Origin of the sequence: Gordonia sp. C13 (genome assembly GCF_023218005.1) — a bacterium.
Taxonomy (GTDB): domain Bacteria; phylum Actinomycetota; class Actinomycetes; order Mycobacteriales; family Mycobacteriaceae; genus Gordonia; species Gordonia namibiensis.
In genome coordinates, this window is sequence record NZ_JALPSY010000027.1 from 43,431 (window position 1) to 58,769 (window position 15,339).

16 protein-coding genes are annotated in these 15,339 nt (G+C 67.3%); all 16 read right to left on the minus strand.

Features of this window, described 5'->3' with window-relative positions:
• Nucleotides 1-106 precede the first annotated feature (106 nt).
• Nucleotides 107-508, minus strand: a complete 402-nt coding sequence (locus tag M1L58_RS18710; protein ID WP_248660038.1) for a hypothetical protein — start codon at nucleotides 506-508, stop codon at nucleotides 107-109.
• Nucleotides 505-1,326 carry an isoprenyl transferase gene (locus M1L58_RS18715; RefSeq protein WP_248660039.1) on the minus strand — a complete coding sequence of 274 codons (822 nt, stop codon included), beginning with the start codon at nucleotides 1,324-1,326 and terminating at the stop codon, nucleotides 505-507. The genes M1L58_RS18710 and M1L58_RS18715 overlap by 4 nt, the downstream gene beginning before the upstream one ends.
• Nucleotides 1,307-2,122, minus strand: coding sequence for a DNA repair protein RecO (recO, locus tag M1L58_RS18720; protein ID WP_035751313.1), 816 nt, complete (start codon nucleotides 2,120-2,122; stop codon nucleotides 1,307-1,309). The genes M1L58_RS18715 and recO overlap by 20 nt, the downstream gene beginning before the upstream one ends.
• A gap of 82 nt (nucleotides 2,123-2,204) precedes the next feature.
• Nucleotides 2,205-4,061: a pyruvate kinase gene (locus M1L58_RS18725; protein ID WP_248660040.1), complete on the minus strand. Its 1,857-nt coding sequence runs from the start codon at nucleotides 4,059-4,061 to the stop codon at nucleotides 2,205-2,207.
• A gap of 51 nt (nucleotides 4,062-4,112) precedes the next feature.
• A complete protein-coding gene (locus M1L58_RS18730; RefSeq protein ID WP_248660041.1) occupies nucleotides 4,113-5,519 on the minus strand; it encodes a YhgE/Pip domain-containing protein in 1,407 nt (468 codons plus the stop codon).
• Nucleotides 5,520-5,575: 56 nt separating this feature from the next.
• Entirely contained in the window at nucleotides 5,576-6,499 is a 924-nt protein-coding gene (era, locus tag M1L58_RS18735; protein ID WP_248660042.1) for a GTPase Era, read from the minus strand.
• On the minus strand, nucleotides 6,492-6,836 hold the full coding sequence (locus M1L58_RS18740; protein ID WP_006865782.1) for a cytidine deaminase: 345 nt from the start codon (nucleotides 6,834-6,836) through the stop codon (nucleotides 6,492-6,494). The genes era and M1L58_RS18740 overlap by 8 nt, the downstream gene beginning before the upstream one ends.
• A complete protein-coding gene (locus tag M1L58_RS18745) occupies nucleotides 6,833-8,260 on the minus strand; it encodes a hemolysin family protein (protein ID WP_154884997.1) in 1,428 nt (475 codons plus the stop codon). Before M1L58_RS18745 ends, M1L58_RS18740 begins: the two co-directional genes overlap by 4 nt.
• Nucleotides 8,261-8,262: 2 nt before the next feature.
• A complete protein-coding gene (ybeY, locus tag M1L58_RS18750; RefSeq protein WP_248660043.1) occupies nucleotides 8,263-8,844 on the minus strand; it encodes an rRNA maturation RNase YbeY in 582 nt (193 codons plus the stop codon).
• Nucleotides 8,841-9,929: a PhoH family protein gene (locus M1L58_RS18755; RefSeq protein WP_227026628.1), complete on the minus strand. Its 1,089-nt coding sequence runs from the start codon at nucleotides 9,927-9,929 to the stop codon at nucleotides 8,841-8,843. The genes ybeY and M1L58_RS18755 overlap by 4 nt, the downstream gene beginning before the upstream one ends.
• A 145-nt stretch (nucleotides 9,930-10,074) precedes the next feature.
• The gene (locus M1L58_RS18760; RefSeq protein ID WP_248660044.1) at nucleotides 10,075-10,860 is read right to left on the minus strand and encodes a hypothetical protein; all 786 of its coding nucleotides are present in this window, start codon (nucleotides 10,858-10,860) and stop codon (nucleotides 10,075-10,077) included.
• A gap of 61 nt (nucleotides 10,861-10,921) precedes the next feature.
• Complete coding sequence (locus M1L58_RS18765; RefSeq protein WP_248660045.1) at nucleotides 10,922-11,980, minus strand: hypothetical protein; 1,059 nt, start codon at nucleotides 11,978-11,980, stop codon at nucleotides 10,922-10,924.
• 287 nt (nucleotides 11,981-12,267) lie between these two features.
• Nucleotides 12,268-12,558: a type VII secretion target gene (locus M1L58_RS23645; RefSeq protein WP_374112756.1), complete on the minus strand. Its 291-nt coding sequence runs from the start codon at nucleotides 12,556-12,558 to the stop codon at nucleotides 12,268-12,270.
• Between the two features lie 75 nt (nucleotides 12,559-12,633).
• Nucleotides 12,634-13,428 carry an alpha/beta hydrolase family protein gene (locus M1L58_RS18775; protein ID WP_248660047.1) on the minus strand — a complete coding sequence of 265 codons (795 nt, stop codon included), beginning with the start codon at nucleotides 13,426-13,428 and terminating at the stop codon, nucleotides 12,634-12,636.
• Entirely contained in the window at nucleotides 13,425-14,174 is a 750-nt protein-coding gene (locus M1L58_RS18780; protein ID WP_248660048.1) for a 16S rRNA (uracil(1498)-N(3))-methyltransferase, read from the minus strand. Before M1L58_RS18780 ends, M1L58_RS18775 begins: the two co-directional genes overlap by 4 nt.
• Nucleotides 14,171-15,337 carry a molecular chaperone DnaJ gene (gene dnaJ / locus M1L58_RS18785; protein WP_248660049.1) on the minus strand — a complete coding sequence of 389 codons (1,167 nt, stop codon included), beginning with the start codon at nucleotides 15,335-15,337 and terminating at the stop codon, nucleotides 14,171-14,173. The genes M1L58_RS18780 and dnaJ overlap by 4 nt, the downstream gene beginning before the upstream one ends.
• Nucleotides 15,338-15,339: the final 2 nt, after the last annotated feature.

Here is a 15,339-nt window from a genome sequence, read left to right on the forward strand (position 1 = left end):
GAACCGCCCCCGAAATCCTCCCTCGGCAGCGCGATCGACGACGATATGTCATCGAGCGCCCTGTGGGGGGCTTTCCAGGGGCGGGTTCGGAACTGTGCCCGGGAAGCTAGTTCGCGACCAGGCGTTCGGCGGCGTCGACGCCGGCGGCGAGCACGATGTGCAGGACCGTCAGGAGTGGCAGGTCGTCGAGTCGTCCGGCGGGAAACGTGTAGTACTGCAACACATCAGTGGTGACGCCGGTCGGGTCCGAGCGGCGGAGGCTGCCGAAGCTCATCTGGGCGCCGAAGGCTTCGACGTCGTCACGCAGGGTCGGGGTGTTGGGCAGATCCATGGCGACCATCTGGGTCACGGCGAGAACGTCGAGGCCGTCCGACAGCGTGAGCACACGGATCGACGCACGCGTCGGACCAACCTGTACCACAACGGATTCCGCGTCGGGGCGGTCGGTGGGGCCGAGCTCGGCCACGATGACGGCGGCACGTTCGAGCAGTGCGGCGGCATCGGTCACGACGGCTTCACCCCACCGAAGCGACGGTCGCGGGAGGCGTACTCCAGGCAGGCGTCCCACAGATCGCGGCGGTCGAAGTCGGGGAACAACTTCTCCTGGTAGACCATCTCGGCGTAGGCCGACTGCCACAGCAGGAAGTTCGAGATGCGCTGCTCCCCCGACGGCCGCAGGAAGAGGTCGACGTCGGGCATGTCGGGCTCGTCGAGGTAGCGCGCGAAGGTCGACTCGGTGATGCGTTCGGGATCGATCTCGCCACGCGCGGCGCGACGGGCGATCTCGCGGGCGGCATCGGCGATCTCGGCGCGGCCACCATAATTGACGCACATCGTCAGCGTCATCACGGTGTTGTCCTTGGTCAGTTCCTCGGCGATCTCGAGTTCGCGGATGACGCTGCGCCACAGGCGGGGTCGGCGACCCGCCCAGCGGACACGGACACCCATCTCGTGCATCTCGTCGCGGCGTCGGCGGATGACGTCGCGGTTGAAGCCCATCAGAAAGCGGACCTCTTCGGGGCTGCGGGACCAGTTCTCGGTGGAGAAGGCGTACGCCGACAGCCAGCCCACGCCCAGTTCGATGCAGCCGCAGACGGTGTCCATCAGGACGGCCTCGCCACGCTTGTGCCCCTCGGTGCGCGGCAACCCGCGATCGGTGGCCCAGCGGCCGTTGCCGTCCATCACCAGAGCCACGTGCTTGGGTACGAACTGGGCGGGAATGGCCGGGGGTCGCGCTCCGCTGGGATGGGGGTCGGGGGGACGAACCTCAGTGCGTGGGCTCGTCGGTTTGCGTCCCTTCGACGAACTACCCGGCCGCAACGCCATCGTCGACTCTCCTCACCCCGTCATCCACCACTGGCTCGACACCCGTTTCCATCAGCCTATGAGGCGCGGTGCGTTCGATGAGCGGCAGGGTTCGGAGCTGACGTTCGAGATGCCATTGCAGATGCGCGGCGGTGAGGCCGCTGGCCTGGCGGCGCAGCGAGTTCGACGACTCCTCCACGTGTTCCCACTGGCCCCGGAACAGCGCGTCCATGAGGTCGAGCACGCCGGGCGACGGGGTGGCCGAGCCCGGGGGTCGGCAGTGCAGGCACACCGCCCCGCCTGCGGCGACGTGGAAGGCCCGGTGCGGACCGGGGTTGGCGCAGCGCGCGCATTCCTCCAGCGCGGGCATCCAGCCGGCGCTGTACATGGCCCGCAGCAGGTAGGCGTCGAGGATCAGTTCCCGCGGCCGACGGTCCTCGGCCAGCGCCTGCAACGCACCCACCGTGAGGCGATGCAGCTGGCGGGTGGGTGCGCGTTCCTCACCCGCCAGCCGCTCGGCGGTCTCGAGGACCGCGCAGGCCGTCGTGTAGCGCCCGTAGTCGGCGACGATCGCGTCGGTCAGGGCGTGCAGGCTGTGCACCTGGGTGACGACATCGAGGCTGCGTCCCGGGTACAGGTGCACGTCGATGTGGGCGAAGGGTTCGAGGCGGGCGCCGAACTTCGACCGTGTCCGGCGCACCCCCTTGGCGACCGCGCGCACGAGCCCGTGCTCCGCGGTCAGCAGGGTGATGATGCGGTCGGCTTCGCCCAGCTTGTGCTGACGGAGCACGACGGCCTCATCCCGGTAGAACCTCACCCGCCGATTGTCCCACCGTCCACCGACACCGCCGCCCCCGACATGCCCTTCGCAAGCTCGGGGCTGCTCGAATAGCAGTGGATCAGTGCGGGCTGATGTCGAACGAGGTGAGCGGACGGAGCAGCGACCGTTTCTTCTCGACGTGGCCGCCCATCCGGTCGAGGATCGAGGTGAGCGCCTCGATGGCCTCGACGATGTACGGACCCTTGTTCAGCATGACCCCCTCGGCACGGCGGCTCATCGCGGCGTCGGTGACCTCGGCACGCGATGGAACGCCCTTCTTCGCCAGGCCGTCGAGAACCTGGGTGGCCCAGATGACCGGAATGTGCGCGGCCTCGCAGAGCCACAGGATCTCCTCCTGCACCTCGGCCAGTCGGCCGAACCCGACCTCCACGGCGAGGTCGCCCCGCGCGATCATCACGCCGACGGCATCCCATCGCATCGCCTCGAGCAGCATCTGCGGCAGCGACTCGAAGGCGGCGCGGGTCTCGACCTTCAGCACGATCCCGACATTGCGCGCGTCGAGGCGTTCGAGTTCGGAGATGAGATCGGCGACGTCGCCCGGCGACCGGACGAACGAGTAGTTGACCATGTCCGCGTGAGTCGCCACGAACTCGAGCGCCGCACGATCCTCGGGCGTCAGCGCCGGGATGTGCAGCGTCGTGTCCGGGAGGTTGACGCCCTTCTCGGCTCGCAGCTTGGAACCCTTCGGGCCGGCGCGTTCGACGTCGACGACGATCTCGTCGTCGAGCCTCTCGCGTACGCGTCCGGCGATCTTCCCGTCGTCGAACAGCACCCGGTGCCCCGGTTCGACGTCGTCGAAGGCGTCCCCGAGTTCGCATCCGATCCGATGTGGTCCGACCTTGGTCGCGGGTGTGGGCGTGAGGTCACGCTGGAGCCGGATCTCGTCGCCGGTGCGGATCAGCAGATGCTGACGCTTCTCCGGCAGGTCCCCGACGACGAGGGCCTTCCCGCGGACGCGTTTCACCGTGATCGACGACCCGGTCCGGTAGTAGACGGTGCGATCGCATTCGGCGTCGATCCCGGCTTCGGACACCGCGACGACGTCCAGGCGTCGACGGCGACCGCGTGCGTCGCGAAGCCGGAGTCGGTCGCCCTCGGACACCGCGCCGAGGTCGTCGACCGGGATGATCGCGTCGATGCCGTCGGGCAGGGCGTGATCGGGATCGGGCGGGTTCGTACTCAGCCGCACCCGCGATCGGCGTTCGACGGTCCCGTCGTCGGCTCGGACAGGTTTCACCTTCACCACCTTCGGCCCCGGTTCGAGCGGTCCGGTGCGGAGTTTGGGTCCGGCCAGATCCATCGCGACGCGCACACGCCCGGGGAGTCCGCGAACCGACTCGATCATCCGCGCCCATTCGGCGGGTCCGTCGTGGGCGCAGTTCACCCGTGCCACATCCATCCCGGCCTCGCCCATGCGTCGCACCAGATCCGGGTCGTCGGCGGCCTGGGTCGGCATCGTGACCATCACCCGGCTGGCCCGTTCACCGTGCTCGTCGCCGGGCCGGTCGGCGGTCACATCGTCGGCCCCACCCGGGTGCACGCTGCCCAACAACTGGTCGCGGTTGGCGCCGAGAATCCGCACCCCGTCGGAAAGATCGCCCCAGATCGGGTGTCTGCGTCGGCCTTCGGCGAGAGCGTCGACGGTCTCGATGACCGTCTCTATCCAGGAGTAGACGATCGATTCCATCCGGCCGAGGCTCGACAGCCCGTGGGCGGCCATCGACGATTGCAGCGGACGCAGATCGCGACGCCGCACCGTGACGTAGTGAACGAGGTTGCGCGCACTCTGCCGATGCTGTTCGGCGACCGCGGAGATCAGCGGGCCCGCGAGCTGTTCTGCACGGTCGAGCTCGTCCCGAAGGTCGTGCAGAGCGGCCGACATCTCCGCGATCGACATCTCCACCGACGTACCCATGCATCCACCGTGCCAGGTTTCCGCGGAAAGGGGGCGGAGCGCAGAACCCGCTCAGCCCGCGTTGACGATCTTGTCCAGCTTCGGCGGGAGCGTCATGCCGCCCGGGTACCGGTGCCAGCCCTTGCGGTCGTAGTACTTCGTCCCGAGCATGCCCAGCAGCACGCCGAGGAGAAGGCCGATGAAGCACTGGATGACCGACCGCGCGAGTCCGGCGGACAGGTCGGCGTCGAAGTACAGGACCGATCGCACGCCGAGGTAGATGACGTGCATGGGCTCGATAGCGCCGATCCACTCGAAGAACCGCGGACTCGCCTCGAGCGGCAGTGTGCCGCCCGACGACGGCAGGCCGAACACGACGAAGAACACGAGGTTGAACAGCAGACCGGCGTTGCCGAAGACGGCCATCATCGCGCTCGCGCTCACCCCGACCGCGAAGATCGCGAGGATCGAGATCAGCCACAGCACGAAGGCGTTCGGCAAGGAGGTGCCCACCCAGGAGCCGACCGCGATGAACAGGGTCGAGAGCACCACCGAGACGAGGAACATGATGGTCCATTTGGCGGCGAGCGTCGCCCAGCGGCTGATCGCGAGGCGTTCGCGGAGCTGGTAGAACGGGCCGTACTCGATGGGCGTCTGACCCAACATGCCGTCGACCACGATGCTCACCATCATCGCGCCGGTGAAGCCCGCCAGCACCAGCAGCAGCGTGAGGTAGAACGCGGACAATCCGTTTCCGGCGCCCTGTGGCAGCGGCGTCGGCTCCGTCACCGAGACCGCCACCGGACTGGCGAGCGCGAGCTGGGCGGCACCGGTGAACGTGATGTCGTTGCGGTCGAGCTGATCGCGCACTTGCGCGGTCAGCTGTTGTCCGACCTCGGCGTTGACCCGCGTGGTCACCTGCTCGGCGAAGGTCGAGGTGATCGACGATGCGAAGGCGCCGGACCCGCGGTTGATGAAGATGTCGATGGCGGGACGCGTCGGTTGCGCCGGGAGCACCGTCGAACGTCCCAGCGCGACTGCACGATTGGTGAAGTTCGAGCCGATGATGACGACGCCGTACACCTTGCCGCTGTTCAGTTCGCCGAGAGCGGTCGACCGGTCGGTGCGCCGGACGACGATGCCGTTGTCGGCGGCCGAGGTGATGATGCCGTCGGCCACCTGATCGCCGATGTTCTGCTTGGTGGCCTTGCCGTCGGCGCCGGTCACCTCGCCACCGGAGTCCTCGTTGACGAGGGCGATCGGGAAGTCGTGGAGGTGGCGCTGCGGGTCGACGACGGCCGACATGTAGAGCGCGGCCATGAGCGAGAACAGCACCGCGACGAGGATCAGCGGAGCGAGCCAGAACCGGGGCGATCCGAGTACCCCGGCGATGGTCCGTCCGGTCGGTTCCTCGATCTCCGGTGCCTCGTGCGCTCCGTGACCTGTCTCGGAGGCCTCCTGCGACTCGTGCGTTCCCATCGACGTACCTCCCTCGCGGCCCATGTCCGCGAGGACGGTGCCGTCAATCTTCTCGTCTAGAAGCCCAGCCGGCGGAGCTGCTTGGGGTCGCGCTGCCAGTCCTTGGCGACCTTCACGTGCAGATCCAGGTAGACCTTTGTCCCCAACAACCGCTCGATCTGTGCGCGCGCAACTGTACCGACCTCCTTCAGGCGTGCTCCCTTGCGCCCGATGATGATGCCCTTCTGGCTGTCCCGCTCGACGAAGAGCACCGCGTGGACGTCGACCATCGGCGGCTGGTCCGGACGCCGGTCCTCGCGGTCGATGACCTCCTCGATCACCACGGCGAGCGAGTGCGGCAGTTCGTCGTGGACGCCTTCGAGGGCGGCCTCGCGGATGAACTCGGCCATGAGGACCTGTTCGGGTTCGTCGGTGAGCTCACCGTCGGGATAGAACGCCGGGCCCTCTTCCATGAGGCTGACGAGCACGTCGCTCAGGACGTCGAGCTGCTTGCCCGACTTCGCCGACACCGGCACCACCTCGGCGCCGGGGCCGAGGAGTTCGGAGAGCGCCATGAGTTGCTTGGCAACCTGTTCGGGGCCGACCCGGTCGATCTTGGTGACGACGCCGAGAAGCGTGGTGCGCGGCGCCATCTCGCGGACCTGGGAGATGATCCAACGGTCGCCGGGGCCGATCGCCTCGTCGGCCGGAATGCAGACGCCGATCACGTCGACCTCGGAGTACGTGTCGCGCACCAGTTCGTTGAGCCGCTTGCCGAGCAGTGTGCGCGGCCGGTGCAGACCCGGGGTGTCGACGAGGATCAGCTGCGCGTCGGGCCGGTTGACGATGCCGCGGATGGTGTGACGCGTGGTCTGCGGCCGGTTGGAGGTGATCGCGATCTTCTCCCCCACCAGCGCGTTGGTGAGCGTCGACTTGCCGGTGTTGGGGCGGCCGACGAAACAGACGAAGCCGGAACGGAATTCGGGGGCGGACTCAGACATCTGCGCCGCCGAGTCGTTGCTGCGGCCGGCCGGCGGCGTCGGTGACGTAGGCGTAGGCCTGCGGGCTCAGTTCGTGCAGGGTCGCGAGACCGGGATCGTCGGCGTCGCCGTTGACGAGGACCGCCGCCTCGAAGGCGGTGGCTCCACTCGAGATCGCCGAGGCGACCGCGACCTGCAGGCCACTCAGCGTGAGGGTCTTGGTGCGGACCTCGGCGCCCGCGTAGGTGCGGCCGTCGCCGTCACGAACGGCCGCTCCGGACCGCGCCTCGGCGCGTGCGAGTGCTCCGCGTGCGAGCACCACGAGCTTCTGATCCTCGTCGGCGAGGGTCTCGGTCACTGATTCATCCTTGCTGTCGGTTGCTCGTGGTTGTTGCGATGGGACTCGTCCTCGTGTTCGCGGGCCGCCGTGCGGTCATGGCGACCCTGCCGGCCGGAATGCCCTCGACCACTCGCCGATTCGTGCCGGTGCGAGTCCCGGCCGTCGTCGTCGGTCCCGGGGACGCGCGTGACGAGGACCGTGATGATGCGTTGGCGTCCCTTGCGGTTGGGACCGCCCTCGGCCACGAGCTGCAGGCCGTGGGACTTGACCCTCGCCCCGGGCAGCGGGACGCGACCGAGTTCGAGGGCGACGAGTCCGCCGACCGTCTCGACCTCTTCCTCCTCGATCTCGACGTCGAACAGTTCGCCGAGATCCTCGACGGGAAGCCGCGCCGACACCCGGTAGGAGCCGTCGCCGAGGTCCTCGACGGGTGCGAGTTCGTCGGTGTCGTATTCGTCGGTGATCTCGCCGACGATCTCCTCGAGGACGTCCTCGATCGTCACCAGCCCGGCGATGCCGCCGTATTCGTCGACGAGGATCGCCATGTGGTTGCGCGTGAGCTGCATGTCGGCCAGGACCTTGTCCAGCGGCTTGGAGTCCGGGATGAACTCGGCCTCGCGCATGATGTCGGAGACGCGCAGCGTGGTCGGGTCGAGGCGCTTGGCGACCGTCCGTTGGACCATGTCCTTGAGGTAGACGATGCCTAGCACGTCGTCGGTGTTCTCGCCGATGACCGGGATACGTGAATGTCCCGACCGTGTCGCGAGATTGGTGGCCTGCAGGACGTTCTTGTCGGCCTCGATCCAGACCATCTCCGGTCGCGGCACCATGACCTCGCGTGCGCTGGTGTCGCCGAGATCGAAGACCGAGTGGATCATCCGGCGTTCGTCGGCGGCCACCACACCCCGAGCCTCGGCGAGGTCGACGACCTCGCGCAGCTCGATCTCGGTGGCGAACGGGCCGTTTCGGTAGCCACGACCCGGAGTCAGGGCGTTACCGATGAGGATGAGGAGTCGGGTCACCGGTTTGAGCAGGATGCCCAGCGCCGACAACAGCCACGACATCGACAGCGCGATGGTGTACGCGTGCTGTCGGCCGAGGGTGCGCGGTCCGACACCCATGGCGACGTAGGAGATGACCGTCATCGCGGTGATGGCGACGACGAGTCCCCAGCCGACACCGAGCCATTCGGTCGCGGACAGGGCGATGAGCGCGGCGGCCGCCGTCTCGCAGACCACACGCAGCAGGACCACCAGTCCCACGTAGGTGGCCCGGGCATCGAGGATGATGGCGAGGCGTCGGGCGCCGGTGCGGCCCTCGCGGACCATGTCGTCGACACGCGCGTTGGAGACCGTGGACACCGCGGTGTCGACCGCGGCGAACAGTCCGCCGAGCGCGATCAGGACGACTGCGGCCACTATGAACCAATAGTCGGAGGACACTTTCAGTCTTCCTCGGACCGTCCGGTCGTCCCTGCGTCTCCGGTCCCCTGCTCGGTGCCGGTGAATCCGATGTTCGACAGCAACCGCGAGTCGCGGTCGGTCTGACGCTGTTCCTGCGCGCGCCGATGCCGTTCGGCATAGAAGGCGTCGAGGATCTCGTTCTGCAGCCCGAACATCTCGCGCTCTTCCTCGGGTTCGGCGTGGTCGTAGCCGAGGAGGTGGAGCACACCGTGGATGGTCAGCATCGCGAGTTCGTGCTCGAACGAGCGACGTGCCTCGCGGGCCTGCTTGCGCGCGAACTCGGGGCACAGCACGATGTCGCCAAGGATCGCCGGGCCGAGATCGGTGGCGTCGGGACGACCGCCCGGGACGAGCTCGTCCATCGGGAAGCTCATCACGTCGGTGGGTCCGGGCAGATCCATCCACTGCACGTGCATGTCGGCCATGGTGTCCTCGTCGACACACAGGACCGACAGCAGCGCGGCGGGGTTGACGTCCATCGCGTTCACCGCGAACCGTGCGGCGTCGATGATCAGCTCGGCCGGGACCTCGACCCCCGACTCGTTGGCCAGTTCGATGCTCATGAGCGACGCCCGTGAGAAGCCGCACGACGCGCTGCACGGTTACCGCCGATCGCGGCGTCGATGCGTGCACCGGTGCGCTGATTCTCCTCCGCGCGACCGTAGGCGTCGACGATGTCGGCGACCAGGCGGTGCCGGACGACGTCCTGGCTGGTGAGCCGGGAGAAGTGGATGTCGTCGATGCCTTCGAGGATCGCGGTCGCCGCCATCAGGCCGCTCTTCGCACCACCCGGGAGGTCGACCTGGGTCACGTCACCGGTGACGACAACCTTGGAGCCGAAGCCCAGGCGCGTCAGGAACATCTTCATCTGCTCGCTCGTCGTGTTCTGCGCCTCGTCGAGGATGATGAAGGCGTCGTTGAGCGTGCGGCCGCGCATGTAGGCCAGCGGAGCCACCTCGATGACCCCGGCTGCCATCAGCTTCGGGATCGCCTCGGGGTCCATCATGTCGTGCAGGGCGTCGTACAGCGGACGCAGATATGGGTCGATCTTCTCGCTCAGCGTGCCCGGCAGGAAGCCCAGGCGTTCGCCGGCCTCGACGGCCGGGCGGGTGAGGATGATGCGGTTGACCGACTTCGACTGCAGGGCCTGCACGGCCTTGGCCATCGCGAGATAGGTCTTGCCGGTGCCGGCCGGACCCAGCCCGAACACGATGGTGTTGTCGTCGATGGCGTCGACGTAGTGCTTCTGGTTCAGCGTCTTGGGCCGGATCGTCTTGCCGCGGCGCGAGAGGATGTCCAGCGACAGCACCTCGGCGGGCGATTCCTGGCCGCCGTCGGAGAGCATCGACACGCTGTGCCGGACGAGGTCCGGGGTCAGCGGGGTGCCACGTCCGACGAGGTCGGTGAGTTCGGCGATGACGCGTTCGGAGGCGGCGACATCGGCGGGCTCGCCGGTCAACGTCACCTGGTTGCCGCGCACATGGATGTCGGCGGGAAGCAGCTGCTCGAGCGTCCGAAGGTTGACGTCACTGGCACCGAGCAGCCCGAACACCACTCCGGGAGAGACTTCGACGGTGGATGTGACCCCAGACCGGCGCGGCTGCGTTCGGCTGGATTGCCCGCTCGGGTCGGGGTTGTCGTCACTCACGTATGAAATCACTCCTGGTGGTCTGCGGTTGTGGCCTGCGCGTGTCCGCTGATTCGCAGTGACGGATTCACTGAAGGAAACGCACAGTTGTCTGGCCAGTGTATCGCTATGCAACGGCCGATCAGCAGGCAATATTTCCTGACCGTCAACCGTCGAGTGTCGGTTGGCCCATCGCAGCCAACCGGCGCAGTGCTCGACCATCGGCCAACTCGGCGCGATCCTCCGGACTGAATGCGTAGTAGTCGAGGAAGTCGAGAAGTGGCGCGGCACCGACGGCGAAGAGATCGGCGGTGATCCGGACCGATCGCTGAGCCTGCATGTACCCCGGGGCGAAGGGCCCCCGGTAGAAGATCTCCACGCCGGCTCGTGCCCGGTCTCTCAGGACGATGCCGATCTCCGGATTCTTGCCGTCGGCGAGCGGAACGATGTCTGCGATGTCGTCCCACTCGACGGTTTGTTTCAGCCGAAACCCGGTGACGTCCACACCGGCAGTCGAAACCTCGATGCTCGGGTATCGCAGGAGTCCCGTCGCGAACCAGGCGAGGGCGATGGCGGAGTATGCGGCGATCGCGGCTGTGATCCAGGGGAAGACCGAAGCCTGTCCCGGACTCATCGGAAAATCGAACTGCCCCAACCACATCCCGATGGCGAACAAACCGGAGGAGACCGCGATCAGCGTCAGAGACACTCGATACGCCATTCGCAGTCGACGTGAGGTCGCGAACCGAATCCCGCCCGGTACCGCCTCGGCCGCCCCCGGAGGCGCGGTGGACCGCGCCCGGTTCCTCAGCACGAGCCCAGACGCCCAGAGGACCGCTGCGCAAGCCCCGGACGCGCACACATAGAAGGCTGCGTCCATGAAGCGGCCGTCAGACAGCGCTCGCCCCAGCTGCCACAGCCAGAAGAGTGCGAGAGCTCCGAAGAGGGTCAAGGCCAGGAACGTATATCGGGTTTGGACGCGAACTCTGTCCCATTCCGGCACCGCTTGCTCGTCAGTCATAACAAACAGCCTTTCCCAACTCGGAGCCGAGGAACCCGAACATCCATGAACCTGCAATAGTGCCGAGTCCAGCGGCCGCAACATCAACGACGGGTATGGGCACCAGACCGCCGGCGGCTCCTAGGGCCGTGCCACCGGCGGCGCTTGCCAAGCCCGAGATCGCTGCCCGGCACTTGTCCTCTGGTTCATCCGCGGTCGCCACGTCATAGAGCGCAAGGCCGACCCCAAGTCCATAACCCCCGAATTTCGCGCCCGCTTTGATGTTCTGGAACTGGTTCTTCGGCAGGGTAGGGAGATCGTTCTTGAGCGCGTTGTCGCTATGCTCTTCGGCACCGGCCAACATTCCGCCCACTGTTGTCAAAGCCGGGTGTGAGAAGAAGGTGCTGTCCAGCGGTTGCGCGTCCTCGGATTTCCCGTTTGGCAGGACCTTGCCGCTGATGGCCCGTCCATCTTCGCCGTAGAGCACCGAGACCAAGGTTTTGTCCGCGTACCTGGTTGACACCATGGTCCGGCCATTCAGCCAATCCGTCGCACTGGTACTCCACACGAGCTCTCCTCTCGGGTCGTACCGCTCCTCCATCCAAAGCACCCCGCGGGACTGACCGATTTCAGTCCTGACTACTTTGCTTCCGTCTTGCATGATCAGGGTCGTGAATTCATGACCGTCCGGATCTGTACCCGCGATCGTCTCTGCCACCGTCACCGCGGCGTCTGCTCCTGATACGGAGCGTTGGTAAAGCTGCCCGGGTAGCGTGGCCGGGTCAGGAACGTCGTCTTCAGGCTCCATCAGCCAGGGGGTCACCTGGGGTATCGAAGACGCGCGCATCTCGAAACCCACACCGCGAGCGGCACTCTGCAAACTGTCGGACACTGAGTCATCCGCCTGACCCATTGCCGTCACCAGCGGGTTCAGCTGCTCCTGCAGGGTGTCCCGTTGCGCCATGAGTTCCTGAGCGCGAGCGCGACTCATCGGCATCGGACAGAGGGTGATTGCCCAATGGTCGTGGACCAGGAAGAGTTTGCTGCCCTCTATCTCCGCGACCTTACCCATCAGCTTTTCCTTCGAGGACGTCAAGGTCCAATACCCCTGAGTCAGCGAATCGACGAGGCGGTCAGCCAGTTTCCCGATCTCACCGGTTTGGCCTCGCGCGCGTCCGAATGCCGAACTCGCGGCAACGTGGCCAGGACCGTCCCACGCCCGGACAGCAGGTAGAGCTTCGCACGAACTCTCGATCTCGTGACCTGCCTTCTCGATAGCGGCTCCCCGAGTTCTCACCGTGTCCGCTGCAGCCGCGATGGGCCCAAACTTCCAACCGTTCAACCGAGCGCGCGAAGGGATCATTGTTTGAAAGAGGTCTCGATGTCGGACTTGAGATCCTCGTCTGTCACCTCGTAGTCGCCTGCAGCTCCCCTAGCCGCGTTTGCCAACTGCTCGAAGCCCTGCGACACAGTTTCGACGAGCGGTGCCACGAATTCATCCACCGCGCGTGCGCTCCACTCGGAGGTCGACCCGTGCATCTCAGAGAACGCACCCAATACCACTCCGCCAAGTGTGTTCGCCTCGACGACGTCCGCAGCGTCCGACGTTTTGTCAGAGAGTCCACGTAAGGCATCTGGATTTACAAGCACGAGCCCCCACCACTTCGTGTACGTAAGTCGAATGTCAGGGTCTCAGTATGCCCACTGACCAGACGTACCGGTCGCTCAGATCCCCAGCACCCGGATCGTCTGCCGCGCACAGCCCGTGCGCGGGTCGACGAACGCCTGATGTCCTTCGCCCGGCACGACGATCAGTTCGGCCGACTGTCCGCGGGCGATGGCGTCGTCGACGTAGCGACGGCTGACGATGTCGGGCACTAGGTCGTCCTCGTCACCGGTGATCGCGACGACGTGCGCGTCGAAGACCGGTGCCAGCATGGGCGACGCCTCTTCGTAGCGGCGCGGCGACTCGCTGTAGGGCCGGCCCATGAGGGCGCGCAGGGAGTCCTTGTCCGCCGCGGAGACGGTGTCGAGGACCGCTGCCTGCGCGACGACGGTGGTGATGGTGGTCGATGCGGTGCGCGCGCCGAGTTTGCCGACCGCCCACACCGCGAGCTGCCCACCGGCCGAGTGTCCGACGACGCCGACCGAGGAGAAGTCGATCGCACGGAGGTCGACGTCCTGCTCCTGCAGCGCATCGCGCACCGGACCGTCGAGGGCGCGGATCGCGTCGACGACGTCGCGGCCGGTGTTCGGCCAGCCGCCGCCCGGCTCTCCGACGCGGCGGTACTCGATGTTCCACGCAACGGCACCGCGTTCGGCCATCGTGCGCGCGACCGCGGTCTGGATCGTCGAGCCGTACTCCACCGACCATGAGCCGCCGTGGACGAGGACGACGACCCGGGCCGGCGTCGCGGGATCGAGGCCGTCGCGAGGCAGGTAGAGGTGGCCGAATTGTGAAGGCTCGGTGCCGTATTCGATCTTGGTGCGTCGTACGGCGCAGCGTCGGACGCCACTCATCTCGACCACCGTCCGGTCAGCACGCCGATCGCACCCAGTGCCACCGCGGCCGCGGTCGAGGTACGCAGCACCTCGGGACCGAGCACCACCGAATGGGCGCCGAGCGCGGTGAGGTCGGCGACCTCGGCGTCGTCGAGTCCGCCTTCGGGGCCGACGACGAGCACGATCTCGCTCGCATCGGCGAGCGGAAGTTCGGCGAGGGGCCGCGCGGCCTCCTCGTGCAGCACCGCGACCACACCACCGGCGGCGACCGCATCGGCGCACCGCGCGCGGACGTCGATGGTGGTGGCAAGGTCGGTGACCTCGGGAATCCAGGGTCGCCGGCTTTGCTTCGCGGCCGCCGACGCGGCTGCCCGCCACTTGGCAACGCCCTTCTCTGCCTTGCCCGTCCACCGTGCGACACAGCGCATCGCCTGCCACGGCACGATTACGTCGATACCCGCCTCGGTCGCGAGATCGACGGCCAGTTCGGATCGTTCGGACTTCGGCAACGCCTGCACGAGGGTCACCTGCGGGGTGCGCCGCGCCTCGAAGAAGAACTCACGCACCGACGCGACGAGCGTGTCTTTCCCGGTGATCTCCCGGATCTCACATCCGGCCACCGATCCGGCGCCGTCGCCGACGAGGATGCGCTCCCCCACCCCGAGGCGCGCGACCGTCACCGCATGCCGGCCTTCCGGCCCGCTGAGGATGAGGTCGGCACCCGGGGCGGGGACGGAGTCCGCCCAGAAAAGCGGTGGACTCACTTGCCTGCGAACGCGTTGCGCAGTCTCGAGAAGAGTCCGCCCGGAGCGGCCGCGGCCGAGGTGTTGACCACCTCGATCTCGTCCTGTGCCACCTTCTTGAGTTTCTTGAGGGCGTCGGTCTGGGCATGGTCGAGCTTGGTCGGGACGACCACGTCGAGGTGCACGTGCAGATTGCCGCGGGCACCCGAGCTGACGTGCGGCATGCCCTGGCCGCGAAGTTTGACCACCTGACCGGGCTGCGTACCCGGGTCGATCTTGACGGTGACCGGGTCGCCGAGGATGGTCTCGACCTCGAACTCGGCGCCGAGCGCGGCGTCGACCATCGGGACCTTCAGGGTGCAGTGCAGGTCGTCCTTGTCGCGCAGGAAGACCTCGTGCGGACGTTCGGTGACCTCGACGTACAGGTCGCCGGCCGGACCGCCGCCGGGGCCGACCTCGCCCTGGCCGCTGAGCCGGACCCGCATGCCGCTCTCGATGCCGGCCGGGATGCGGACGGTCATGGTGCGACGCGAGCGCACTCGACCGTCGCCGCCGCACTTGTGGCAGGGATCGGGGATGACCTCGCCGACGCCGTGACAGGTCGGGCACTCGCGGACGGTCATGACCTGACCGAGGAACGAGCGCTGCACCGACTGGATCTCGCCGGCACCGTGGCAGGTGTCGCAGGCGACCGGCTTGCTGTCGCCGTTGGTTCCCGAGCCGGTGCACACGTCACACAGGATCGCGGTGTCGACGGTGATCTCCTTGTTGACGCCCTTGGCGCACTCGGCGAGATCGAGCTTGAGGTTGACGAGTGCGGGCTCACCCGGCTGGACGCGCGAGCGGGGACCACGCCCCGACCCGAAACCACCGCCACCACCGAAGGCGCCGCCGTTGCCGAAGAAGGCCTCGAAGACGTCGCCGAAACCGCCGCCGCCACCGCCGAAGCCGCCGAAACCTCCGGCGCCCGCACCCGCGAGGGGGTCGCCACCGGCGTCGACGATGCGTCGCTTCTCCGGATCGGTCAGCACCTCGTAGGCGGTGCTGACCTCTTTGAATTCGTCTTCCTTGCCCGGGTTGACATCGGGATGCAGTTCGCGTGCCTTCTTGCGGTAGGCGCGCTTGAGTTCCTGGTCGCTGGCACCCTTCGCCACACCCAGGATTGCGTAATAGTCACGTGCCACGG